Here is a 22,737-nt window from a genome sequence, read left to right as displayed (position 1 = left end):
CACCTACACCATCCGGGTCACCGCGAACTGGGACGCCGACTGGACCGGCTCCGACAACAACACCGGCGAACTACAGACCATCGGACGCAACACCACCTTCACCATCCGGGTCGTCTCCGCACGCAGCGAACTCATCGACGGCACCTCCTAGGTCCGACCATGCCGTTACGACACCAGCTCCGCGCCGATCTGCGCACGGCGATGAAGGAGCGCGATGCCGCGGCCGTGTCGGCCCTCAGGTCGGCGCTGGCCGCCATCGCCAACGCCGAGGCCGTCGCCGTACCCGAGCGCGACCCGACGGCCGCGCCGATGGGGGACGTCGGCCTCGCGCGTGACGTCCCTCGGCGTCCGCTCGACGCCGGCGATGTCGTCGCGATCGTGCGACGGGACGTCGACGAGCGTCGCGCCGCGCTGCCGGACTACGAGCGGCACGGGGACCCGGCGCGGGTCGAGCGGATGCGCGCGGAGCTGCGCGTGCTCGCCCGTTACGTCGACGCCGACGACGCCGGGGCGTAGCGCGGTCCGCGGACGACGGAGCGGCCTCCGCCGATGGCGTGGGACCGCTCCGTCGAAGACCTCAGTCGGCGTCGAGCCAGGGCATCGCGGAGCCCGACGACTTCGCGATCAGGGTGAACGCGTCGGCGCCGTCCAGCGACTCGCGGACGATGTCGGCGTGCCCGGCGTGCCGCGCCGTCTCCTGGATCATGGTGAGCAGGATCCAGCGCGCCGTGCGCGGCTCGTCGGGGAACCAGGGCGCCTTCGGCAGCTCGTACTCCTGGTCGAGGTCGGGCAGCGCTCGGATGATCTTCTCTGTCTCCTCGGCCACCTGTCGGTAGCGCTCCTGCATACCCTCCAGCGTCTCGTCGTCGAGCAGGCGGAAGTTGTCGCCCCAGGCCTCCTCGGTCGGCGCGTCCGGGTCGGTGCGGCCGGCGATGTTGGTCTGGATCCAGGAGAACTCGACGCTTGTGAGGTGCTTGATCAGGCCGCCGACCGACAGCGCGCTCGCGCTGGGCGTCTGCCGCGCCTGCTCCTCGGTGAGGCCGTACGCCGCGCGGTGCAGCGCGCCGCGCTGCGCCTCGAGGTAGTTCAGCAGGGCGTCGCGTTCGTCGGTCTCGCGGGCGACGAGAGTCACCATCTCGGGCTCCTTCGGGGTATGCGCTGTTGATGACTCCAGCCTAGGAAGCATTGCGGCCAGGTTCGGTCCTCAATCGGAAACCGCCGGCCGAAGACCCGTCAGCGGGTGGCGAGCGCGCCCGCGACCTCGGTACGCGAGGCGACCTCGAGCTTGCGCAGGATGCTCGACACGTGCACGGCCGCCGTCTTCGGCGAGATGTACAGCCGCCTGGCGAGCTCGGCGTTGGTCATGCCGTCGGCGACCAGGAGGGCGACCTCGCGCTCGCGCTGGGTCAGCGCGGCGGGACCGCTCACCGCGCCGTCGTTGTCGCCGGCGAGGCCGAGCCTCGCCCGCACCTGCGCGAGCTGAGCCACCCGCCAGCCCGCCCAGCGGTCGAGCGCCGCGGCCGCTGCCCGCACCTGCCCGATCGCCTGCTCGCGATCGCCGCCGGCGAGCAGGCAGCGTGCCATCCCCACGTGCGCGGTGCCGATCGCGGACGGCGGTGCGTACGAGACCTCCGAGACCGTCCGGTACCCCGTGAACGCGGTGTCGAGATCGCCGGACGCCTCGGCGATCTGCGCGTCGACCAGGTCGCGGTAGTACTCGAGGACGTTGCCGTCGAGCAGCTCGTCGCGCATCCGGGTGAGCGTCGTGAGGGGCAGTCCGACGTGCAGCGCCGCGGACACCAGGTCGTGCGCCTGGGACCCGCTACGCCAGGCCTGGTCGGCGACCGCCTCGAAGACCTCGTCGAGCCGGCGCGCGGCCACCTCGGGCTCGTCGCGGCGGCAAGCGAGGTGGAACGCGAGTGAGGGGACGACCGCGCCCGAATAGCCGGGCAATGGACGGACGGCCTCGATGATCCCTGCGACGTGGTCGAGCTCCCCCGCCTCGAGGTAGAGACCGGCGAGGAAGATGGCGTGGCTGTCGGCACGGCCGCCGCGGTACTGGTATCCGCGTTCGCGGTCGCGTCCCTGCTCCAGCGCGTCGATCGCGCCGGCCAGGTCACCCTGCTGCACGGCGATGCGGGCGAGGCCCTGGTAGTACGAGGCGACCGCGAGCGACTCGAAGCCCGCGCGCTCCGCGTCGATACGCATCCGTTCGAGCAGCTCGGTGTGCTCGGCCGGGGTGATGTCGGGGACCTCCTGGACGAGGTTGTGCAGCGCCCGCGCGGCGAGCACCCACTCACCGAGCTTCTCCGTCTCCTCGACGACCTCGAGGAGCAGCGCCTTGCCCTCCTCGATTCCCGACCAGCCGAACGTCAGCGCCGTGCCCTTCTCCACGAGCGCGGCCAGCCGGACGCGGGGCAGGTCGAGCTCGTCGGCGAGCGCGAGGGCGCGGTCGGACCAGGTCACCGCCTCTTCGATCCGGTCACGCAGCATCGCGGACTGGGCGATCGCCGTCATGGCCCGCGCCTGGTCGGGCCCGCGAGGGACGCGCTCGACGAGCCGTTCGAGCTCGCGGGTCAACGCCTCCATCTCATCGGGCGCCTGCGACTCATGGGCCAGCCTGATCATGAGGAACAGCGCCTCGGCGTCCTCGGCGTCGGTCGTCGCGTGGGACCGCCACCGCTGCGCGTACCCGGAGGCGTCGTGGATCAGGCCGACGAGCCAGGCCGCCTGTGCCGCGGACGCGAGCAGGCCGGCGTCGTCGGGGGCCTCGTCGAGGCCCATCTCGGCGAGCCGGAGCGCCTGGTACGACGAGCCGATCGAGAGGTAGAGCGCGGCGCCGGTACGGGCGGCGGTCACCATGTCGTCGTACCTGCCCGCGACCCGGGCGTGGTGGGCCACCATCGCGGGGTCGGATCCGCCGCCGGAGAGCAGGGCCTCGAGCGCGGCCTCGTGCAGGCGGCGCCGCTGCCGGCCGAGCAGCCGCCCGGTGATGGCCTCGCGGACGAGCGCGTGCCGGAAGGTGAAGTCGTCGTCGCCCGTCTCGACCATGACGCCGCGGGCGACGAGGTCGCGCAGCGCGCCGATCAGCTCGTCCTCACCGACCTCGGCGACGGTGGCGAGCAGGTCGAACGGCACCCGGTGACCGAGCACGGCCGCGGCCTCGACGACGCGTTGTGTACGTTCGTCGAGCTCGTCGACCTGCCGGCGGAGGATCTCGGCGAGGCTCCACGGCAGTGGCTGGTCATCCACCTCTTCGAGGTTGGCGCCCTCGAAGCCACGGACGAGCTCCTCGAGGAAGAAGGGGTTGCCGCCGGTGCGCTGGTGCAGGGCGACGACGGTGCGGAACGGGAGCGGAGACCCGGTCGCCGCGGCCAGCAGCGCAGCGGTGTCGGACTCGGTGAAGCGTTCCAGGCCGACGTGCGTGACCGTGTGCCGGCGCTCCAGTCGGTCGAGCAGCGCGGCGGCCGGGTCGCGACTGGTCAGCTCCTCGGGACGGTAGGTGCCGACGAGCAGGCGCGGGCCCGGCAGGTCGGCGATCCGCTCGAACAGTGCGGTGCTCTCGGAGTCGGCCCAGTGCAGGTCCTCGAAGACCAGCACCGCCGGCCGGTCGCCGACGAGGTCGCACACGATGTCGACGCCGGCGTGCAGCCGCTCGACCGGGCTCCGTGCCGCGTCGCCGAGGGCGTCGAGCCGGTCGGCGTCGACGCCAGCACGTCCGTCGACCGCGTCGAGCAGCACCTCGTACGGCCGCGACAGCGATCCGGGCTCGGCGTGCCCGACGAGCACGACCCTGTCGGCGGGGAGTCCGGCCAGCAGCTCCGTGATGAGCCGGGTCTTGCCGATACCCGGCTCCCCGGCGACGATCGCCACCTGCGGCTCGGCCGAACGCACGAGACGCCTCAGCCGGCGCAGCTCGCGATCGCGTCCGATCATCACCTGGCTGGCGCCGCCGCGCGTTCTCCGCACGCGGCCAGCGTACTCTCGGGCACCGACCGCGGCGCCGACTCCGCGGGTGCGGCAGCCTTCCGCGCCGCACGCCGCCGGCGCAGCGCGGCGGTGAGCACGCGACTGCGCGCCGCCTCGGCGAGCAGGTCGCGCTGGTGGTCTCGGATCTGTGCGTACATCGCGTCCGGGTGGGGGAACATGTCCTTCTCCTTCTCTGTCCGTGTTCCCCATCTTTCGCCGGGAAGGGGCCCGTGCCATCGGGCGCGACGACGTAGATCCGCAGGTCAGCGGTACCTAGGCCGTCACGAGACCCACCTAGGCATCCCTAGAGCAACGGGCGCAGCGGCGCGAGCACCGTCTCGCTGAACTTCGCGACGAACGGGCGCTGCCGCCACTCCTCCGCGGTGAGCTGCCTGGCGTTCTCGCTGTCGGTCAGGAACACCCGGTCCATGTGCGCGGCGAGCTCCTCGTCGAAGACCTCGACGTTGATCTCGTAGTTGCCGGTCAGGCTCAGTCGGTCGATGTTCGCGGTGCCGACGGTCGTCCACCGACCGTCGATGGTGCAGGTCTTCGCGTGCACCATCGCGTCGCGGTAGAGCCACAGGCTCACCCCGCCCTTGAGCAGGGTGGAGTAGAAGCCACGCGAGAGCCAGTCGGCGACGACGTGGTTGGAGACCTCGGGGACGAGGATGCGCACGTCGACGCCCCGTCTGGCAGCCGCGAGCAGCGCGGCCAGGATCTCGCGGTCCGGGATGAAGTACGCCTGGGTCAGGTAGATGCGGTGCTGCGCCCGGTCGATGGCCTCGAGGTACATGCCCCGGATCGGGAACGTGAGCTGGCGGGGCACGTTCCGGTACGCCCGGATCTGCGCCTCCCACTCGGCGGCGCCGTCGTCGCGGATGACCGGGTGCTTCCTCGTCCTGTGCATGTTCCAGAAGTCGACGAACGCGTTCTGCAGGTCCCACGCCGAGGGGCCGACGATCTTCAGGTGCGTGTCGCGCCACTTGGTCGCGTACAGGCTGCCGATGTTGTAACCGCCGACGTACCCGACCTCGCTGTCGACCACGACGATCTTCCTGTGGTCGCGGCCCGAGCGCCGGACGCTGAAGAGCAGCCCGGACGGGACGATCGGGTACTCCAGGACGTGCAGGGACGGCGGGAACCGCTTGAACGACGGTGGGACGACGAGGTTGGCGAAGCCGTCGTAGATGACGTACACCTGCACCCCGCGGTCGGCCGCCTCGACCAGCGCGTCCTTGAACGCCTGCCCGACCTCGTCGCCCTTCCAGATGAACGACTCGAAGTAGATCGTCTCCCTGGCGGCCTTGATGGACCGCAGCATGTCGGCGTAGAGGTCCTCACCGTACGTGAACGTCGTCACCGTCGACCTGCCGACGGGGAAGCTCGCCGGCTCCGTGTGCGGGAAGTGCACCGGTCGTGGCTTGAACCGCTTGCGCCAGTGGTCGATGCCCACCAGCGTCGCGGCGACCGCCAGTTGGGTGCAGACGAGCCCCACCAGCCCCCGGCGGACGGCCGTCCGCGCCACGGCGACGGCGGGGTGTCGGCGAAAGCTCATTGGTGCAATGTAGGACAGGCCCCACCCGGGACGCCGCAGCGCACCGGGTGAGGCACCGCCCAGGTGAGGAGCACCGATGCCGTCCGACCGCACGATCGAGGAGACCGCGGAGGCGTTGCCGCTCGTCGACCACCACGTCCACGGGGCGTTCACCGCCGATCTCACCCGTCCGGAGTTCGAGCTGGCGATCACCGAGTCGGACCGGCTCGGCCCGCCGGGCTGCACGTCCTTCGACTCGCCGGTCGGCTTCGCCGTCCGCCGCTGGTGCGCGCCGCTGCTCGACCTGGAACCGCACGCGAGTGCGGACGACTACCTCGACCGCCGGCACGCGCTCGGCGCCGCCGAGGTCAACCGCCGGCTGCTCGGGGCGAGTGGCGTCGACCGTTTCCTCGTCGACACCGGGATCGGAGCCGGCGCGGTCCTCGACGTCGAGGGCATGCGCGCCGCCTCGGGTCGTCGCGCCGACGAGATCGTCCGGCTGGAGCCGCTCGCCGAGGAGCTCGCCGCCGCCGGGGTCGGCGCGGCGGAGTTCCCGCGGCGGCTGAGGGAGACGCTCGCCGAACGCACCGCGGCCACGGTCGGTACGAAGTCGGTGGTCGCGTATCGGTACGGCCTCGACTTCGACCCCGAGCCGCCGACCGACGCCGAGGTCGTCGCGGCCGCGGGCGGCTGGCTGCGTTCACTCGACGGCGGCGAGGGCGCTCCGCGGGTGACCGATCCCGTACTCCTCCGCGCGCTCGTCTGGGCCGGCGTCGACCGGGGCCTGCCGGTGCAGTTCCACGCCGGCTTCGGCGACCCCGACCTCGAACTGCACCGCTGCGACCCGCTGCACCTCACCCGCTTCCTGCACCTCACCGCAGAACGCGGCGTGCCGATCCTGCTGCTGCACAACTACCCGTTCCACCGCCACGCGGGCTACCTCGCCGCGGTGTTCCCCCACGTCTGGTTCGACATCGGGCTCGGCGTGCCCTACACCGGCGCCCGCGCGTCCGCCGTGATCGCCGAGTCGCTCGAGCTGGCGCCGTTCGGCAAGGTGCTCTTCTCGTCGGACGCCTGGGGACCTGCCGAGCTGCACCACCTCGGCGCCCTGCTCTGGCGGCGCGGCATGGCGAACGTCCTGCGCGGCTTCGTCGACGCCGGCGAGTGGTCCGAGGCCGACGCGGTGCGCGTACTGACGATGATCGGTGGAGACAACGCGCGCCGCGTGTACGGCCTGACCGAGGATTATCGACACCAATAGGGTCGCAATGCGGGCGCTTATGGAACGCGCGGAGCCGCCCCGTACCCGAGTCCCTGAGGGACCGACACGAGGCGGCTGCGGGCGGGGCGTCAGCCCTGTTGGGCGCCCTTGGCGAACATCGCGCGGAAGGTGAGGGGTCCGACGTCGCCGTCGACGCCGATCTCCTTGCGCTCCTGGAACGCCTCGACCGCGTGCTCGGTCTTGGAGCCGTACAGCCCGTCCACGTCGACGGGCTCGTCCAGGACCGTCAGGGCGTACTGCAGGCCCTTGACGGTGTCCGTGCGGGAGTCCCCGCGCTCGACGACGCCGACGTCCGTGCGCAGCGTGGCCCACGTCTCGGTGTCGACGCGATCGCTGATCGGCAGGTCGCGATCCACCTGGTACTGCTCCACCGCGGCGGTGAGCTCAGGGGTGTAGAGGTCACCGAGGTCGGCGGTCGGGTCGCAGCCCTCGAAGTAGCCGAGTTGGTCGAGGAAGCACCGGACGGCGGCGACGCGGTAGTTGCGGTCGCCCTCGTCGAGGGTGACCCATGGAGCGCCCTCGATGGTGGTCACGGTCCGCTTCGTGGTGTCGGGTCCGTCCGCGTGCGCCACGCCGGCTCCGACGCCTGCGGTGAGCAGTGCGACTCCCGTGGCGGCGATCCCCATACCCAGACGACGCATGAATGACATCTCCTGCCCCCTTGCTCGATCGTGTTCGTGTGTACGAGGGGGATGACGCGTGCCAGACCTGTCGGGGTTTACCGATATCTCGACGAATTTCAATGAGGGTGCAAATTCGATGGTTATGCGCGCGCGTGGACGAGCGAAAGCAGCGTGAGGTTTACCGGCCGGCGTCTCGAAATCGTGCGCCTGGCCGGTGTCGGCCACCCGCCGTTCCGTGGGGCGGAAGATCGGTGTCACTCGTGCGGTGAGGCTGGCACCGTGGGCGGCGTATCCGCCACGCGCACGCGTGCAGCAGGCCGTCGACAGCGACGTGCTGCGGGATTGACGACTCTTGCGGGCACACGGTCCGCTCGCTACCGTCAAGCTGCGGTTGCCCCAAAGTCCCAGGCGGGTGCAGGCCTCCCCCGCGCAGCCGCAGGCGCGAGGAGACGTCATGCAACGCAGCATCGACCGGATCCTGACCACTCACGTCGGCGCGTTGCAGCGTCCGGCCGACCTGTCCGAGGCGATGGTGCACAAGGGTGAGGATTCGCCCGAGGCACATGCGCTCCTGAGGTCCGCGGTCGCCGACGTCGTACGCCGTCAGCGGGAGCTCGGCGTCGACATCGTCGACGACGGGGAGTTCGGCAAGACGTTGTGGATGTGGTACGTCCGCGACCGGCTCGACGGCATCGGCAGCCGCGACTGGTCGGAGGCCGAGGAGGTGTACCTCAAGGGTCGCGACCGCGACGAGTTCGACGAGTTCTACGCCTGGGCGGAGAAGAGCCAGACCCTCTTCGGCTTCGTGGAGGACGCGTACTTCTTCGCCCCATCACGACCCAGCCCGTCGTCACCGGCCCGATCACGTACAAGCCGGAGGCAGTGCGCCGCGACATCGAGAACCTGCGGGCCGCGATCGACGGCACGGACGTGACCGAGGCGTTCCTGCCGGTCGTCGCGCCGGCCAGCATCGAGGTCGGCCTCGCGAACGAGCACTACGCCAGCAGGGACGACATGATGCGCGCGCTCGCCGACGCCATCCGGGAGGAGTACAAGGCGATCATCGACGCCGGCTTCCTCCTGCAGGTCGACGACGCCTGGGTCCCGGCGCAGTGGGACCGGCGGCCCGACCTGGAGCTCGCCGAGTACCGCCGCTACGCGCAGGAGAGCATCGACGTGCTCAACCACGCGCTCGACGGGCTGCCCGAGGACCGGATCAGGTACCACATCTGCTGGGGCAGCTGGCACGGTCCGCACAAGCACGACATCCCGCTGGCCGACATCGTCGACATCGTGCTGCAGGTGCGCGCCGGCGCGTACGTCATCGAGGCGGCGAACTCCCGGCACGAGCACGAGTACCACCTGTGGGAGGACGTGAAACTCCCCGACGGCAAGATCCTCGTGCCAGGCGTCGTCACGCACGCGACCAACGCGATCGAACACCCCGAGCTGGTCGCCGAGCGGATCACGAGGTTCGCCGACCGCGTCGGCAAGGAGAACGTCATCGCCGGCGCGGACTGCGGCTTCGGCAGCCGCATCCACCCGCAGCTCGGCTGGGCCAAGCTGCAGACGATGGCCGAGGGTGCGGAGCTCGCCTCCAGGCGGCTCTGGAAGCGGTAGGCACAGCCGGCTGACGCCCTAGTTCTCGGACGCGGGGGTCTCGTCGCCGCGCAGGGCGGTGAGCAGCGGTGCCGCGTCGACGGCGGCGTCACCGTCCGCCGTCGCCGTCGTGACCAGGCAGTAGAGCAGGTCCGACGCGCGCCCGCGAGACGCCCACTGCGCGTAGGTCTCCGGTAGGCGCTCCTCGGCCAGCTTCTCCAGGCCGCGCAACCGGGTATCGACGGACACGTCCGACGTCGCCCGCGCGGCCACGGCCTGGCCCACGTCTGGCAGGTGTGGCGCGACCGACGGCAGGACGAGGCAGCGCGCAGGGCAGTCGGCGCAGCCGGGCAGCTCCCGCGGCGGTTGCTCGCCGACCAGCGCGCGCAGCGACTGCTGCACCTCGGTGAACCGCTGCCTCCCTTCGTCACCGAGCTCGGTCGCGTCGGCCCACGCGATGCAGAGGCGCGCGATCTCGCGGGACGCGCGGTCCTGGCGGAGCCGGTCGCGGGCGTCGAGCGTGCGGCGTCCGACCGCGGCACCGCGTGCGCTGAGCAGGCGCTGCAGCCACCGGTGGGCGGACTGCGACGACCCGCAGTACGTCACCCCCGTCACCGTGGCCGGCGCCGGCCGCTCACCGAGTGCGGGTGGCTGCCAGCCCGTCCGCCACCGCTTCCAGGCCCCCCATGCCTGCTCGGGTCCCGACACCAGGAGGGTGTCGAAGACCGGTGCGAGTGCGGCGTCGAGTTCCTCGGTGCCCCTGGCCACGTCGGTCAGGTGGAGGAAGGTGCACGGCGCCGGGCACCGACGGCATGCACCGTTGCGGTGCAGGAAGGAGAGGTCGGGCGGTCGCGGCGCCGTGACCGCCGCGGTGTCCGGCTCGTCACCGCCTTGCGCAGGGCGCATGCGCACGAGCACGGCCGAGCCGATGCGCTCGTCGTGGACGACGGCCTCGCCCGGCGGCAGCGTGCTGAGGTGCCGGCTCTGCGCCTCGGTGAGGTTGACGGCACCGGCGACGATGGCGCGGTCGTCGAGTGACACCAGACGGTGCAGGATCTTGACGTTGGAGTTCTTGACGGTCTCCGGCGCCAGCTTCGTCGGTATCTGGTCAGCGATGATGAAGCCCTCGCCGTACGCCCGCATCTCCGCGAGCATGTCGGTGAACATGGTCACCGCCTTCGCCTGCGCGTCGGGGGTCTCCGGCCCGGACGGCGACCTCGACGCGCGCAGCAGCCGGTGCGCCTCCTCGACGAGCGTGAGGTGCTGCAGCCGCTCGCCGCTCACCCGGTTCGACGCGTGCTGGCGCGACTCCGCGTACTCGTACAGCAGGCAGAGCAGCACGGCCATCACGAACGACTTCTCCTCGTCGTCGCCGAGGTTGCGCAGCTCGATGACGGTCGGCTGGGTGAACAGCTCGTGCGCCGGGATCGTGCGGCGGGTGTCGAGCGCCATGCCCTTGGTGCCGACCATGAGGCTCTGCAGCCGTGACCGCAGCGCCGCGCCCATGTTCTGGTGCACCTCGCGGGCGTACTGCTTCGACTCCAGCACCTCCTCGATCTTGCCGGTGAGGTCGCCGATGGACGGGGTCAGCGCGCTCAGGTCTGCCGGGCTCGGTGTCGGCCCGAGCACGTCGTTCGCCGAGGTGTACAGGTTCCAGCCGCGTTCGGTGTAGATCTCCAGCATCGCCTCCTCGAGCACGTACGACATGCCCGCGAACATCGGGAAGGCGGCGTTGAACACGGCCTTGAGCAGGTCGATGTGGCGGGCGAGCGGCACATCCTCGATCGGGACGAACGGGTTGAGGCGCAACGGCAGGGCGGCGGCGTCGGAGCCGATGGCGTGCACGCGCAGCCGTCCGCGCAGTGCGGGATGGTCGGCGAGCTGCCGGTACTCGGCCTTGGCGGGCTCGATCACCAGGAACGGCACCTCGAGCTCGCGGTACGCCTCGACGAGGAGGTTCTGCGCGGTCGTGGTCTTCCCGTAGCCGGTCATGCCGGTGATGAAGACGTGGCGGTTGAGTGCCTCCGCGGTGAGGCTGACCGGCTGCAGGTCGTTGCCCAGGGAGTCCTGCAGCGCGCCGACGGTAATGCTCGCGTCGGTGGCCGCGGGCGCCGACAGCGCGAACTCGCCGACGTCGCGCATCGGCAGGCCGGGGACGTCGCGGCGCGGAAGGTTGATCAGCACCGCGAGCTCGTCGGACGTCAGGCAGGTGCCGAGCGTGTCGTACGAGCCGCCGAGCGGGTGGCCGAGGTCGTCGGACGTGGGCTGCAGCCGCAGGGCCTGCCCGCGGATCATCGCGGACCGTACGGTCCACGGGTCGGGACGAACGACGCGCAGCGGGTCGAGCGCGGTGCTGTCGCCACTGCCGATGCTGCGCAATGCGCTGGTGACCGCCTCCAGCGTGGCCTCGCCGTCGGCCGCGACGTAGACGGACGTGCGCCACCACCCGTTGCTGCGCGCGGCGGTGAGCCGGTCGATGTGCCGGTCGAGCAGCCGTTCGCACGCCTCTGCCTCGGCGTCGAGCAGGCTGACGCTCGACGACTCCCCGCGCTGCTCCGCGTGAGAACGCTGCGGCGCGGGCCGGTCACGGGGCAGCAGGTTCGTCGCCAGCATGGCCGGCTGCACCAGTCGGCTGATCCGCGGAGCGAGGACGCCGGACGCGGCGCAGAACACCGCCATCGCGTACAGGTACTTGGACTTGTCGCGCGCGTCGGAGGCGTCCCCGTCGCCCACCGGCGTGGTGTCGGTAGTGCTCTCCTGCGTCGTGCGCGTGCCGCCGACCTGGGAGTGGATCTCGCCCTTCAGCCGGCGGCACAGGTCGAGCGTGCCGTCGAGATCCTCGGCGGACAGCGGTTCCGCCACGACACTGAGGGCGTAGCGGCCGCGGCCGACGGCGCCGATCAGGCGGTCGAGGCTCTGGAACTCCGCGGCGCCCGCGCCGGAACGCGGTGACGGGATTCCGGTGACGACGGCGAGCGCGGGTGCGCTGTGCAGGAATGCCGACAGGTCGGGTGCGGAGTCGCCGTCCAGGCGTGTCGTCTCGCCGAGCACCAGGCCTGGCACGTGTGCACGCAGGACGCTCGCCTGCCCGGCGAGGAAGTCGTCGGTGCCGCCACGTGCGCGACCGGAGAGGCGCCGCCCGCCGAGCATGACGCGGTGCCGCGTCCCGTCACCGTGGACGGTCATGGTGACCGCGTGACCGTTCCAGTGGCTCGCGGTCAGCGCGTGCGCCAGCGCACCGCGCCAGTCCTGCCCGGGCTGCGGTCGGGCCAGGCCGAGCACCTCGCGGAGCAGCGGACGCGCGGCGTCGTCGGGCGTGCCGGACACCCGCCACCGCGACGGCTCGAAGTCCGTGAGGAAGCGGCGCTCGAGCAACCAGAGCAGGAGCTGCGGGACGGCCGCGTCCGAGACCTCGCCGCGTTCGGCGATGGTCCCGGGAGTCACCAGGTCGAGCTGCTGGTCGGTCACGAGCCGTCCTCCACAGTCAGTCCCTCAGCCAGGGCGGTCGTTCCTCGGTCGCGGGAGCGTCGGGCTCGCGCACGGGCTCCGCAAGCTGTTCGACGGCGGGGGCCGGGGCGACCTCGATCGGGTGCGCGTCCGTGCCGAACCGCGCGGCGAGTGCCGGCCACCACGTGGCGCCGACGGCCAGGTCGAGCTCCGGACGTCGGCTCTGCCAGACCGGGGCGTGCTCCTGGAGGGTGTCGGCGGCGAACGGCCAGACCGCGCCGAGACCGCCCGCCAGGACGAGGTCGACCGGGTCGTCGACCGTACGCATCGCCTCGGCGGCCCGGTCGCGGATCGCGTCGGTGAGCTCCACCACCTGGTGCTGCCCCGCCAGCGACCGGCGACTGACCTGCAGGGTCGCGAACATGCGGTCGGCGAGCGGGCCCATCCACTCGACGGGCTCGAGCGGGTCGCGCTGCGAACGGAGGCGGGCACCGAACTCGAGGACGCCGTCGAGCACGGCGAGTGCGTCGCCGCGCCGCACGCCTTCCCGGCAGCGCTCGACGACGGTGTCGGCGAGCTCGGCATGCCACGGCCCGACGCCGTGCGGGGTCGGATCGGGCGGGGTGCCGTCCCGGCGTACGGTCACCCGCCCGTCGTCGGTCGGCTCGACCCGGAAGGCCGAGGCGGTCGTGCGCTCCTCACCGCACACGACGGCGAGCACCGTGCGCGGTCGTTCGAGACGCCCGGATGTCTCGTCGGCGAGCCACCGGCAGACGAGGGCGGCTGCCGGATCCACCAGCCAGCAGTCGGGGAGCCCGGCCTCGGCGAACGTCCGGCCGAGTGTCGCGGCATCGGGCGCTTCCGGTCCGGCGGGCTCGGTCGTGCAGATCGCGTAGCCGTGGGCGCCGGTCGGCGCGACGTCGCCCAGGTAGGCGTACAGCCGGTCGCGCACGCCGGCGAGGAAGGCCACGGTCCACGGGTCGCGCCGCCAGGACAGGAGTGAGGTCTCGGGTGAGCCGTCCAGCGCCGCCTCGGCCGCCGCGGTCCCCCAGCGGCCCTCGTCGTCGTACGCGTGCGGGACGAGGTGACGGCGCCCGTCGCCCACCGGCGAGCATTGCGTGCCCTCGGTGGAGACCTCGTTCACCACCACGGCACTCCAGGAGTGCTGCGAGTCGATGCCGACGACGCCGGTCACGGAGCCTCCCTCGTGGGTTGGGTGAGCGCGACACATTGTGCCGCCCGCTGTCTGAGCAGGTCGCGAAGCGCCTCGATTGCCCGTACCGGGGCCTCGTCCGGCACGGCGACCGGCGCCGCGAGCGGGCGGCAGTCGTCCGTCACGAGGCGGACGACCGCGTCGCGCTTGGCGAGCAGCCCGTCCGTCGCGACGCGGGCCGCGGCGACCGAGGCGTCCTGCGCCGTCACCCGGTCGCGGAACACCGCGGCCGCGCTGCGCAGCGCGCCACCCTTGTCCTGCCGGATCGCCGACGCCGCGTCCCTGGCCCCGCGGAAGGTCTCGGCGGTGACCTGGCCCGCACCTCGCACGCGGACGTCGGCGACCTTGTCGCGCGCCGCGCCGCCGAGCGAGCCGAGGCTCTTACGTACCTTGCCCGCGGCACCGTCGGGCACGGGGACCTCCACCGACCCGGGATAGAGGTGCGTCGTCAACGCGGTGAACGCGTGCTGCGACAGCACTCCGCACCAATGCTCGCCGGCGCACCGGTTGACGGCCGCGGCGAGGTCGAGAGCGAGCGCGTTGACCGCCAGCTGGATCCGGTACGTCAGGCACGAGCCGTAGAAGCCGTCGCGCCGCAGCCGCCCGGCGCCGATCTCCTGCGCGACCTGCAGCCCGCAGTGCTCGACGTACGGTCGGTGCCGCTCGAAGCATCGCGTCACCGCGGCGGCCACGGCTGACGTGAAGTGGGCGTGCCGTGCCGCCGCCTCGTCGTGGCTGTTCGCGGCTGCGGCGCGTGCGGCGTCGATGCGCGCCCGCTCGTACCGGACGCGCTGGTCGACGTCGCCGGCGAGTCGCTCGACCCGGGCGGCGGCGCGGGTCAGCCGTGTCGCGCGCACGCGCGGGTGGTCGGGGTCCGCCAGGCTCGCGAGCAACTGGCGCGTCTCGGGACCGCCGAAGTCGCCTGGCGCGGCGGCGGTCGCCTGTGCGGAGACGACGGCGATCTCCGGTTCCTCCTCGCCGACGGCGTCGCGGATGCGGTCGCGGTGCACGCGCGCACCCCTGCCGAGGAAGCGCTCCCACTCCTCCTCGGTGTCGTCGGTGAGGAATGCGTTGACGACGAAGGCGAGGGAGTCGGCGCCGCGTTCCGCGACGTACGTCGCGAGGTACGCCTGCTCCGTCTCCGACATGGCCTGCCGTGACGTGACGACCCAGACCAGCACGTCACCGGTACGCGCGACGTCGGCCGCCCGCGCGGTCATGGTGGCGGTGTCGTTGATGCCGGGCGAGTCGACCCACACCACGCCGGGCGCCGGCGTGCCACCGGCGACGGTGACCTGGATGCGGCGCACCTTCTCGACCCGTTCGCGGTAGTCACCCTCGGCGTCGACGAGCGAGACCTCGTGCGCGATGGCGGAGACGTCGACGGCGAGATCGACCGGTCCTGACGGCGTCACCGCCACGACGCGGTCCGCCGGGCCGGCGCTGATCCAGCACGCGGCGCCGGTCTCGGGGAAGTCGCTCGCGGGGAGCAGGGTGCGGCCGAGCAGGGCGTTGAGCAGGGTGGACTTGCCCGAGCTGAAGTGGCCGCCGAAGACGACGGTCACGGGATCGTCGAGCAACGCGGCCGTGATCGCGCGCAGGTCGTCTGCCGTCCGCCGGGGCAGCTCGTCGCCCCAGTGGTACGCGACCGCGCCCGCGAGCTCGGGCGGCAGCGCGGCGACGGTCGGTGCGAGCACCTCGACCGCATCACTCAGCGCCGGGACCACGGGACCGGTCACACCTCCCGCGCGCGGATGAGCGACTTCTGCAAAGCGAGCCGGTGGCCGTTGAACGCCGCAGCCGCCTCGTCGAGGGCGACCGTCATCCGCTCGCGCTCGGCGTGGTCGCGCCGGTTCAGCTCCACCATCTCCTCGATGTTGCGCCGCTCCTCCTCGATCAGGGCGCTGACCTCGCCGGTGAGGATCGTCTGGACCTGGGCGAAGCTCTCCCGAAGCGTGGCCTCGATCCTCGGCGCCATCTCCTCCGGGAGGGGCTCCAGCATCCGCTCGTCCGCGTCCTGCATGAGCTTCTTCTTCGCACGGCCCTCGAGCCCCCTGCCCCCGCCCCACACGCCGAGGACGAGGGACGCGGCGAGCGCGGCGGGGAGGAAGATCGGCGCGAGTGGGCTGACCCCGAGTGCGGTCAGCACGAACCCGGCCCCGAACGCACCGGCCGCCGATCCGACCGCGCCGCGCCAGCCGCCCGCGCCGCCCGCGACCGCGCCTGCTACGTCGCCGAGCAGCACGTGCGGGATCGCGGACAGGATCCGTTCGGTACGGCCGACGATCGGCGCGGCCTCGGCGTCGACCTCCCAGCCGGTCAGCGTGAAGTGGATCTGGTCGAACTGGTGCCCGATCGTCTTGATCTCGTTCTCGACCTCGGTGGAGAGGCGTTCCAGGACGGGACGAAGCACTCCGGGGACGTCCTCCCCCTCCCAGCGCGCGATGCGGCCGGAGACGAAGTCGCTGATGGCCTTGGATATCTCCCTGGCGATCTTCTTCTGCTGGAACGGCTTGAGCGTCGACGCGACCAAGCCCTGGGTGGAGGTGAGCTCCAGGGTCTCCAGGTGCTCGGGGAGGTCACGCCTGATCTCCGCGACCGTGGCGGTGAAGCTGGACCGCAGCGTCGACTCAGCCTCGGCGCGGAAGCGCTCGATGATCGGCGGGAGCTTCGCCGGCCTGGTGCCGATCTCGGCGAGACGCGGCGCGATGAGCTCGTACGCCTCGCTCAGCTTGGCCTGGTCGGTCTCGGCCGCCTTCCTGCGCTGGTGGATGTGCTGCTCGATCGCGAGCGCCTGGCCGTCGGCCTGGGTCACGTACTTCGTCAGGTGGACGTAGCGGCGGTCGCGGATGAGGAAGCGGCCGAGCCGCTCCTCGAGGGCCGCGAGCCCCGACTCGGCGGCACCGGCCCCGTCCTGCTCGTAGCGGGCGTCGCGTCCCTGCTTGGCGTTGACGAAGTAGATGTCGCGCGACGAGGGGTCCTTGTTGGGGTCCCAGGCGGGCCCGCCCTGGTGGTCGCGGACGTAGCGGTTCCAGACGTAGCCCTTCAACCGGTCGTCGACCGCGCGGTCACCCCACAGGTTGACGACGGTGAAGACGCGGGTGCCCGAGGCCACCAGGTTCGCGGCGTCCATCATCTCGTTCTCACCCATCAGCGCGTGCGTGCTGTAGACGACGATCGCGGCGTCGCACCGCTTGGTCGCGTCGCGGGTGACCTGCGTCCTGGTGGGGTGCTCGTCGAGACCCGGGGAGTCGAAGACGGTGACGCCGGCCTGGCAGAGCTTGGCCGGGAATCCCATCTCGAACTCCCTGATGTTCCTGAACCGTTCCTCGCTCTGCTCCTGGTCGGTGTCGAGGATCGACTCGCGCAGGTAGCGGCTGAGCGGCCACCTGTCCGACTGCCCGTCGAAGCTCCAGACCTTGACGTACGGATCCTCGGCGTACGTCACGCCGGTCAGGGTGGCGGTCGCCGGTAGATCGTCGACGACCATCGGGCCCTTGTGCCCGGCGAGGTCGACCTCGGTGGTGGTTCCGCCGAGCAGGGCGTTGAGCAGGGTCGACTTCCCGTTCTTGAAGCGCCCCATCACGATGAGGTTGAACGTGTCGGACTGGAGCTGCTGCTCGGTGTCACGCAGCCGGTCCGCCGTCTCCCGCATGTCGAGCCCGTCGGCCACGGAGGCGAGCCCGAGGATCGCGTCGGCAGCGTCGGACTTCGTCAGCTTCAGGCCGCTGTGCATCAGTGCCGCGAGCGGCGTGGTGTCGGTGTCCGTCATCGTCCTACCCCTCCAACCAGGCGAAGAAGTCCGGCGTGAGCGCGCGATACCAGGGCACCGTCGCGGCGGGCAGGACGGCGCCTAGCACCTCGGCGAGATCGCGGCGCGTGGTGGCGTCGCCGTCCTCTCCGGCGAGGAACGCGGGGGCGACCTGGTCCATCAGCTCGCCGAGCATCCGCAGGTCCTCGCGTGCGGCGGCCACGGACGTCCGCGCCGGCACGGCGGTGACGGGGCCGGCGGGGAGGTCGGTCGCGAACGGCACCGCGGCGACCATGTCGTACGCCACCAGTCGGCCGTGCGACGCGTCGACCAGCAGCCACCGGTCGGGCGTGCTCAGCTCGGTCGGCTGCCGCGGCACCCGCCGTGCGGGAGCGGCGAAGGCGGCGAAGGCGGGACGTCCCCAACGCAGCGTCGGCAGTGGTGTGGAGACGTGGTGCTCGACCGGGATCTCGGCGAGGCGGACCGGGTGGTCGGCGAACGCCTTGCCGATCTCGTCGTAGCTCATGAAGCTCGTGGGCGTTGTCATCTCGCTGATCCTCTATCCGGCCGAAGGTCCTGGGGCGGCGGGCGTGCCTGCGCGCACGATGTCGGTCACGACGCTGACCCCGCCCGGGTCCATCCACGCCTCACGCATCGTCGCGGCGTCGACGAAGCGTCCTGCCTCGCCGGTGCCGCTGTCGTTGACGTAGAAGCCCTGGATCTCACCGGTCGAGGGATCGCGGGCGACACCCGTCGCCACGATCGCGTGGTTGATCTGGCCGTTGTCGTAGGCGTTGATGTCGTCCCACAGCACACCGGCGTTCGTCTCGATGATGATGCCGCGGCCCTGCTCGAGGCCGGCGGCGAGATCCTCCAGGGACCCGCCGGTCTCGTAGTGGGCGGGCACGCCGTAGTCGCCGAGGATGGCGACCTGGTCGCCGACCGTCGTCCCGCCACACGCAGTGGGGTCGTCCGAGATGTGGCACTCGCCGTGGTGGATGGCATGCTCGACGACGTCGGCCTCGGTGACCTCGATGCCGAACTGCCGCAGGATGCCCTCGCACGAGCAGAGGCCACAGGTACCGAGGAAGCCGTACGGGTTGTCGCCCTGCGGGTGCGTGAAGTCGGCCAGGCCGTCGACGTCCCCGATGACGACGGTCTCCCTGCCGTCGGGGAGGACGTCGAGGACGGTCGGCACGTCGCTCAGGACGTCCGCCGGCATCGACGCGATGTCCGGGGGCACGTCCCCCGACCATCCGTACGGGCCGTCATGGCTCATGTCGCGTCTCCTGCCTGTCCCGCGCCCACCGTCGAGGGCGTTGCACAGGTGTAGACCCTCGCCGCGGACCTCTCATTACCGGGTTCGAGGGAGAAGTCCGTGCGATCCGCGTTCAGGGCGGGTCGAGGTGCCTGATGACCTTCGCGCACGCGCCGCGCAGCGCGGTCTGCCAGCCGCGGCGCCGGCTGCCGGACTCATCGAGCACGACGGCGCGGAAGGCGTCGGCCTCTGCGGGGGTCAGCGGATCGTCGCCGGTCAACGCGCGCTCGTACGCGGAGGACACCAGGCCCCTCCCGCCGAGGAGGTCGAGCCGGTGCTCGAAGAGGAAGACGCGCAGCTTGAGGACCGCGCGGAAGTGCGCGACCGCGCACGCGTTGGCAGTGGCGCTGACGTCGTCGCCGATCCGTTGCCACGGGTGGTCGGGGTGCCGCAACCGCGCGATGACGACGGAGTGCTCCAGGCCGGCGAGGACGTTGTGTCTCCTCGCCTGCTCGGTGACGGCGCCCAGCCAACCAGCGTCGGTCGGCGGCACGACCTCGTCGGCGGCGTCCAGGGCCTCGCGCCTGCGTACCTCGTGGGGGACGTCGTCGGGCGACGGCTCCCTGCGTTCGAGTCGCGCCCGCGACGACCCGAGCCTGGTGCTCTCCCGGGCGGCGATGGCCATGACCCACGCCAGGTAGCCGGACTCGCCGCGGAAGCCGTCGTGTCCGCGCCAGGCGCGGATCGCGACGCGTTGGTAGAGGTCGTCGGCGTCGGCACGATGGCGACTCACACGGTGGGCGTACCTCGCCACGTGGGCGGCGACGGCGGACCAGGCGCGTTCGAACGCGTCGGCCACGCCAGCCCCTCCACCCCGGGCCCCCGGTGACGACAGCTCACCGAGGGCGACCACGACCGGGCTCATCGTAGCCAGGCGGGTGGAGCTGTCAACAGACGCTCGGGACCGTCAGCGGCCGTCGGCGCGGTAGCGCAGGCCGTCCATCAGCAGGTCGAGCAGGCGATGGGCCTGCGCGCGCTGCGCGGGCTCGCCGGTGGCGAGGGACACCCCGCTGAGGCCGAGGAGCACGTCGTCAGGGTCGGCGTCCGCACGGATGGCTCCGGCGTCGACGCTCGCCTTCAGCAGGTCGGTGATCGCCGCGGTGAGCCGGTCGCGACTCTGCGCGAACGGGTTGCCGCCCGAGGCGACGACGGCGCGCAGGGCGTCGGCCATGCCGCGCTTGGTCGTCATGTAGTCGACGAAGTGGTCCATCCAGGTGCGGGTGGCCTCGTCGGGCGGCATCGACGCCAGCAGGTCGGGCACCGCGTCGCACAGCTTCGCGAGCTCGTTGCGGTACGCCGCCTCGACCAGCGCCTCGCGCGTGGGGAAGTGCCGGTAGAGCGTGCCGATGCCGACGCCCGCGTCCCTGGCGATCGCGTCGAGCGTGACCTCGGGTCCGTCCTGCGCGAGCGCGCGGACGGCGGAGTCGAGCAGGCGGTCGCGGTTGCGCCGCGCGTCGGCGCGCAATGGACGGTCGCCCGGGTCCGGCACCGGCTCCTCCTCGGGTTTGGCAATCGGAGGAACCTCCGGTTAAGTTCTAAGCGGAGCCACCTCCGATTCATCGTACCGGCGCGGTCTCCGCCGTGCCACGAGCAGGACAGGAAGCAGCGATGACCACCTCCGCACGTCTCACCACCCCGTTCTCCGCCACGTCGACCGCCGCCGAGGTCGTGGCCGGAGTCGACCTCACCGGACGCCACGCCGTCGTGACCGGCGGGGCCTCGGGCATCGGCGTCGAGACCGCCCGCGCGCTCGCCGGCGCCGGCGCCGAGGTCACCCTGGCGGTACGCGACACGGAGGCTGGGAAGCGCACGGCCGACGACATCGCCGGGACCACGGGCAGCACGCGGATCCTCGTCGCGGGGCTCGACCTCGCGGACCGGGCCTCGGTCCGGGCGTTCGTCGACCAGTGGGACGGCCCCCTCCACGTGCTCGTCGACAACGCCGGCGTGATGGCCAGCCCCGAGAAGCGCACGCCGGAGGGCTGGGAGCTGCAGTTCGCCACGAACCACCTCGGCCACTTCGCGCTCGCCACCGGCCTCCATGACGCCCTCGCCTCGGCCGGTGGTGCCCGCCTGGTGTCGGTCAGCTCGACCGCCCACCTGCGCTCCCGCGTCGTCTTCGACGACCTCCACTTCGAGCGGCGCGCGTACGACCCCTGGCTGGCGTACGGGCAGTCCAAGACGGCCAACGTCCTCTTCGCGGTCGAGGCGACGAGGCGGTGGTCGAGCGACGGGATCACCGCCAACGCCCTGATGCCCGGCATGATCAGGACCAACCTGCAGCGGCACGTCACCGACGAGGAGCTCGACCGGATCCGCAGGCAGGCGGGCGACTCGGCCACCGTCGCGTGGAAGACGCCGGAGCAGGGCGCAGCGACCTCGGTCCTCGCCGCGGCCTCGCCGCTGCTCGACGGCGTCGGCGGGCGCTACTTCGAGGACTGCGACGAGGCCGAGCCGCACCGGCCCGGCACGCGGCGTGGTGTTGCCGCATACGCCCTCGACCCCGAGGCCGCCGAACGCCTCTGGCAGGTCTCGGTCGAGCTGCTCGGCTAGGGCATCAGGGTTCGGACCCGCTCCACAGCCGGTCGGCCGTGCCGTTGTCGAGGTGGTCCTCGTAGACCCGGACCTTGTACGCGATCACGTCGAGACACTCGCCGAGCGCACGGATCCGGTCGCTCACCCGCTCCTGATGCTCGCGCAGCACCGCGAGCCGCTCCTTCTCGTTGCCGGGGCCCTGCCGGACGAGGTCGGCGTACCGGCGGATCGCCGGCAGCGGCATGCCGGTCTCGCGGAACCTCGCGCACATGGCGAGCCACTCGACGTCGTCCTCGCCGTAGACGCGCCTGCCGCCCCGGTCGCGTCGAACGGTGTCGGCGAGGACGCCCTCGCGCTCGTAGTAGCGCAGGGCGTGGACGCTCAGGCCGGTCCGCTCGGCGACCTGTCCGATGCTGAGCCCGGTGGCACGGTCGGTCATGCCGGTCAGCGTACGGCTTGACCTAGAGCCGGCTCTAGAACCTAGCTTTCCTGGCATGACCGACTCGCCCGTCACCCTGATCACCGGCGGCTCCAGTGGTATCGGGGCCGCGACCGCACGCCGTCTGCTCGACCGCGGCCATCGCGTCGCCGTCACCGCACGCAGGAAGGACCGCCTCGACCGCTTCGCCGCCGACGTCAACAGACCGGACGACCTGCTGACGCTTGCGGGAGACGCCGCGGACCTCGATGCCGTGACGACAGCCGTGGAGACGACGATCGCGACGTTCGGGCGCCTCGACGCCGCCGTCGCCAACGCCGCGTACGCCACGCACGACTCCCTCGCCGACGGCGATCCCGCGGGCTGGCGCGACATGGTGCTGACGAACGTCCTTGGACCCGCGCTGCTCATCAGGCTGGCACTGCCGGCCCTGAGGGAGACCCGCGGGCGGATCGTCCTCGTGGGCAGCATCGCGGGCGTCATCCACACTGCGGGCAACATCTACGGCGCGACCAAGTGGGCGGTCACGGGGATGGCGGAGAACACCCGCCTCGCGGTCACCGGCGACGGTGTCGGGGTGACGCTGGTCATCCCCGGCGCGGTGGACACGAACCTCTTCGACCCCGTCGGCGGCCCGACGAGCGACCGGCCGGGTGGCTACCTGCCCGCCGACCAGCTCGCCGCGTCGATCGAGTGGGCGCTCACCCAACCGGCCGGCGTCGACGTCAACACCATCACCGTCCGCCCGGTGGGCTCCCCGAGATGAGGCACGGCGTGCGACCGCCTGAGGTGAGTTGTCAGTCATCCATCGCCGCTGGCGCGGCGGCACCGGGCGGGTGACAAGGGTGGACTCGGTCGTGGTGTCGGTCGCCTCGCGGCCGCAACCCGTGAGGGGCACCCTCACCGTGTCGGGGCATGGTGAGGGTGCCGTTCACGGGTGCGCTGCGAGGGTCGTCGGTGGAGCTTCACCTCACCGACGTGGACTTCACCTCGTCCCGGCACGAGGTGAAGTCCACGTTGATCACGT

At 71.9% G+C, this 22,737-nt stretch carries 19 protein-coding genes and 1 pseudogene; 6 read left to right on the top strand and 14 right to left on the bottom strand.

Annotated features, from left to right (window positions below):
• The first annotated feature begins 159 nt into the window (after positions 1–159).
• Positions 160–435 (top strand): annotated as a pseudogene (locus GEV10_25250) (hypothetical protein).
• Positions 436–577: 142 nt separating this feature from the next.
• Here the strand turns inward: GEV10_25250 and GEV10_25245 are convergent.
• From GEV10_25245 to GEV10_25230, 4 genes are all read right to left on the bottom strand, one after another.
• Positions 578–1,135 carry a DUF664 domain-containing protein gene (locus tag GEV10_25245; protein MQA81740.1) on the bottom strand — a complete coding sequence of 186 codons (558 nt, stop codon included), beginning with the start codon at positions 1,133–1,135 and terminating at the stop codon, positions 578–580.
• A gap of 98 nt (positions 1,136–1,233) precedes the next feature.
• Positions 1,234–3,936: an AAA family ATPase gene (locus GEV10_25240; protein MQA81739.1), complete on the bottom strand. Its 2,703-nt coding sequence runs from the start codon at positions 3,934–3,936 to the stop codon at positions 1,234–1,236.
• Positions 3,936–4,148: a hypothetical protein gene (locus GEV10_25235; GenBank protein ID MQA81738.1), complete on the bottom strand. Its 213-nt coding sequence runs from the start codon at positions 4,146–4,148 to the stop codon at positions 3,936–3,938. Before GEV10_25235 ends, GEV10_25240 begins: the two co-directional genes overlap by 1 nt.
• A gap of 125 nt (positions 4,149–4,273) precedes the next feature.
• Entirely contained in the window at positions 4,274–5,524 is a 1,251-nt protein-coding gene (locus GEV10_25230) for a phosphatidylserine/phosphatidylglycerophosphate/cardiolipin synthase family protein (protein ID MQA81737.1), read from the bottom strand.
• Between the two features lie 76 nt (positions 5,525–5,600).
• Between GEV10_25230 and GEV10_25225 the strand changes: the two genes are divergently transcribed.
• Positions 5,601–6,764, top strand: coding sequence for an amidohydrolase family protein (locus tag GEV10_25225; GenBank protein MQA81736.1), 1,164 nt, complete (start codon positions 5,601–5,603; stop codon positions 6,762–6,764).
• An 89-nt stretch (positions 6,765–6,853) separates the two neighbouring features.
• On the opposite strand, the gene GEV10_25220 is transcribed toward GEV10_25225, so the two are convergent.
• Entirely contained in the window at positions 6,854–7,435 is a 582-nt protein-coding gene (locus GEV10_25220; GenBank protein ID MQA81735.1) for a hypothetical protein, read from the bottom strand.
• A gap of 427 nt (positions 7,436–7,862) precedes the next feature.
• Here GEV10_25220 and GEV10_25215 point away from each other — a divergent pair, with 427 nt between their 5' ends.
• Together GEV10_25215 and GEV10_25210 are read left to right on the top strand one after the other, a co-directional pair.
• On the top strand, positions 7,863–8,342 hold the full coding sequence (locus tag GEV10_25215; GenBank protein MQA81734.1) for a hypothetical protein: 480 nt from the start codon (positions 7,863–7,865) through the stop codon (positions 8,340–8,342).
• The gene (locus GEV10_25210; protein ID MQA81733.1) at positions 8,291–9,028 is read left to right on the top strand and encodes a hypothetical protein; all 738 of its coding nucleotides are present in this window, start codon (positions 8,291–8,293) and stop codon (positions 9,026–9,028) included. Before GEV10_25215 ends, GEV10_25210 begins: the two co-directional genes overlap by 52 nt.
• Positions 9,029–9,046: 18 nt before the next feature.
• Here the strand turns inward: GEV10_25210 and GEV10_25205 are convergent, their stop codons facing one another.
• The 8 genes from GEV10_25205 to GEV10_25170 all read right to left on the bottom strand — a co-directional run bounded on the left by GEV10_25205 (position 9,047) and on the right by GEV10_25170 (position 20,225).
• On the bottom strand, positions 9,047–12,475 hold the full coding sequence (locus GEV10_25205) for a DUF87 domain-containing protein (GenBank protein MQA81732.1): 3,429 nt from the start codon (positions 12,473–12,475) through the stop codon (positions 9,047–9,049).
• Between the two features lie 16 nt (positions 12,476–12,491).
• Entirely contained in the window at positions 12,492–13,649 is a 1,158-nt protein-coding gene (locus GEV10_25200) for a hypothetical protein (GenBank protein ID MQA81731.1), read from the bottom strand.
• Positions 13,646–15,736 carry a hypothetical protein gene (locus GEV10_25195; protein MQA81730.1) on the bottom strand — a complete coding sequence of 697 codons (2,091 nt, stop codon included), beginning with the start codon at positions 15,734–15,736 and terminating at the stop codon, positions 13,646–13,648. Before GEV10_25195 ends, GEV10_25200 begins: the two co-directional genes overlap by 4 nt.
• A complete protein-coding gene (locus tag GEV10_25190) occupies positions 15,403–17,439 on the bottom strand; it encodes a hypothetical protein (protein ID MQA81729.1) in 2,037 nt (678 codons plus the stop codon). Before GEV10_25190 ends, GEV10_25195 begins: the two co-directional genes overlap by 334 nt.
• A gap of 4 nt (positions 17,440–17,443) precedes the next feature.
• Positions 17,444–17,965, bottom strand: a complete 522-nt coding sequence (locus tag GEV10_25185; protein MQA81728.1) for a hypothetical protein — start codon at positions 17,963–17,965, stop codon at positions 17,444–17,446.
• A 12-nt stretch (positions 17,966–17,977) separates the two neighbouring features.
• Positions 17,978–18,697: a hypothetical protein gene (locus GEV10_25180; GenBank protein ID MQA81727.1), complete on the bottom strand. Its 720-nt coding sequence runs from the start codon at positions 18,695–18,697 to the stop codon at positions 17,978–17,980.
• 112 nt (positions 18,698–18,809) lie between these two features.
• Complete coding sequence (locus GEV10_25175; GenBank protein MQA81726.1) at positions 18,810–19,601, bottom strand: hypothetical protein; 792 nt, start codon at positions 19,599–19,601, stop codon at positions 18,810–18,812.
• Between the two features lie 42 nt (positions 19,602–19,643).
• On the bottom strand, positions 19,644–20,225 hold the full coding sequence (locus tag GEV10_25170) for a TetR family transcriptional regulator (GenBank protein MQA81725.1): 582 nt from the start codon (positions 20,223–20,225) through the stop codon (positions 19,644–19,646).
• A 119-nt stretch (positions 20,226–20,344) separates the two neighbouring features.
• Between GEV10_25170 and GEV10_25165 the strand changes: the two genes are divergently transcribed.
• The gene (locus GEV10_25165; protein MQA81724.1) at positions 20,345–21,289 is read left to right on the top strand and encodes an SDR family NAD(P)-dependent oxidoreductase; all 945 of its coding nucleotides are present in this window, start codon (positions 20,345–20,347) and stop codon (positions 21,287–21,289) included.
• Between the two features lie 4 nt (positions 21,290–21,293).
• On the opposite strand, the gene GEV10_25160 is transcribed toward GEV10_25165, so the two are convergent.
• Positions 21,294–21,710, bottom strand: a complete 417-nt coding sequence (locus GEV10_25160) for a MerR family transcriptional regulator (GenBank protein MQA81723.1) — start codon at positions 21,708–21,710, stop codon at positions 21,294–21,296.
• A gap of 55 nt (positions 21,711–21,765) precedes the next feature.
• Between GEV10_25160 and GEV10_25155 the strand changes: the two genes are divergently transcribed.
• Positions 21,766–22,476 carry an SDR family NAD(P)-dependent oxidoreductase gene (locus tag GEV10_25155; GenBank protein ID MQA81722.1) on the top strand — a complete coding sequence of 237 codons (711 nt, stop codon included), beginning with the start codon at positions 21,766–21,768 and terminating at the stop codon, positions 22,474–22,476.
• Positions 22,477–22,737: the final 261 nt, after the last annotated feature.

It is taken from the genome of Streptosporangiales bacterium, assembly GCA_009379955.1.
Classification (GTDB): domain Bacteria; phylum Actinomycetota; class Actinomycetes; order Streptosporangiales; family WHST01; genus WHST01.
Note: the sequence above shows the minus strand (reverse complement) of the source record. Positions and strands in the feature narration are given on the sequence as shown.

Coding starts and splice junctions, on each gene's coding strand:
- GEV10_25225 (MQA81736.1), top strand. CDS start 5,601: ATGCCGTCCGACCGCACGATCGAGGAGACCGCGGAGGCGTTGCCGCTC.
- GEV10_25235 (MQA81738.1), bottom strand. CDS start 4,148: ATGTTCCCCCACCCGGACGCGATGTACGCACAGATCCGAGACCACCAG.
- GEV10_25160 (MQA81723.1), bottom strand. CDS start 21,710: ATGACCGACCGTGCCACCGGGCTCAGCATCGGACAGGTCGCCGAGCGG.
- GEV10_25175 (MQA81726.1), bottom strand. CDS start 19,601: ATGAGCCCGGTCGTGGTCGCCCTCGGTGAGCTGTCGTCACCGGGGGCC.
- GEV10_25190 (MQA81729.1), bottom strand. CDS start 17,439: ATGACGGACACCGACACCACGCCGCTCGCGGCACTGATGCACAGCGGC.
- GEV10_25245 (MQA81740.1), bottom strand. CDS start 1,135: ATGGTGACTCTCGTCGCCCGCGAGACCGACGAACGCGACGCCCTGCTG.
- GEV10_25165 (MQA81724.1), top strand. CDS start 20,345: ATGACCACCTCCGCACGTCTCACCACCCCGTTCTCCGCCACGTCGACC.
- GEV10_25185 (MQA81728.1), bottom strand. CDS start 17,965: ATGACAACGCCCACGAGCTTCATGAGCTACGACGAGATCGGCAAGGCG.
- GEV10_25155 (MQA81722.1), top strand. CDS start 21,766: ATGACCGACTCGCCCGTCACCCTGATCACCGGCGGCTCCAGTGGTATC.
- GEV10_25220 (MQA81735.1), bottom strand. CDS start 7,435: ATGTCATTCATGCGTCGTCTGGGTATGGGGATCGCCGCCACGGGAGTC.
- GEV10_25215 (MQA81734.1), top strand. CDS start 7,863: ATGCAACGCAGCATCGACCGGATCCTGACCACTCACGTCGGCGCGTTG.
- GEV10_25240 (MQA81739.1), bottom strand. CDS start 3,936: ATGATCGGACGCGATCGCGAGCTGCGCCGGCTGAGGCGTCTCGTGCGT.
- GEV10_25180 (MQA81727.1), bottom strand. CDS start 18,697: ATGAGCCATGACGGCCCGTACGGATGGTCGGGGGACGTGCCCCCGGAC.
- GEV10_25230 (MQA81737.1), bottom strand. CDS start 5,524: ATGAGCTTTCGCCGACACCCCGCCGTCGCCGTGGCGCGGACGGCCGTC.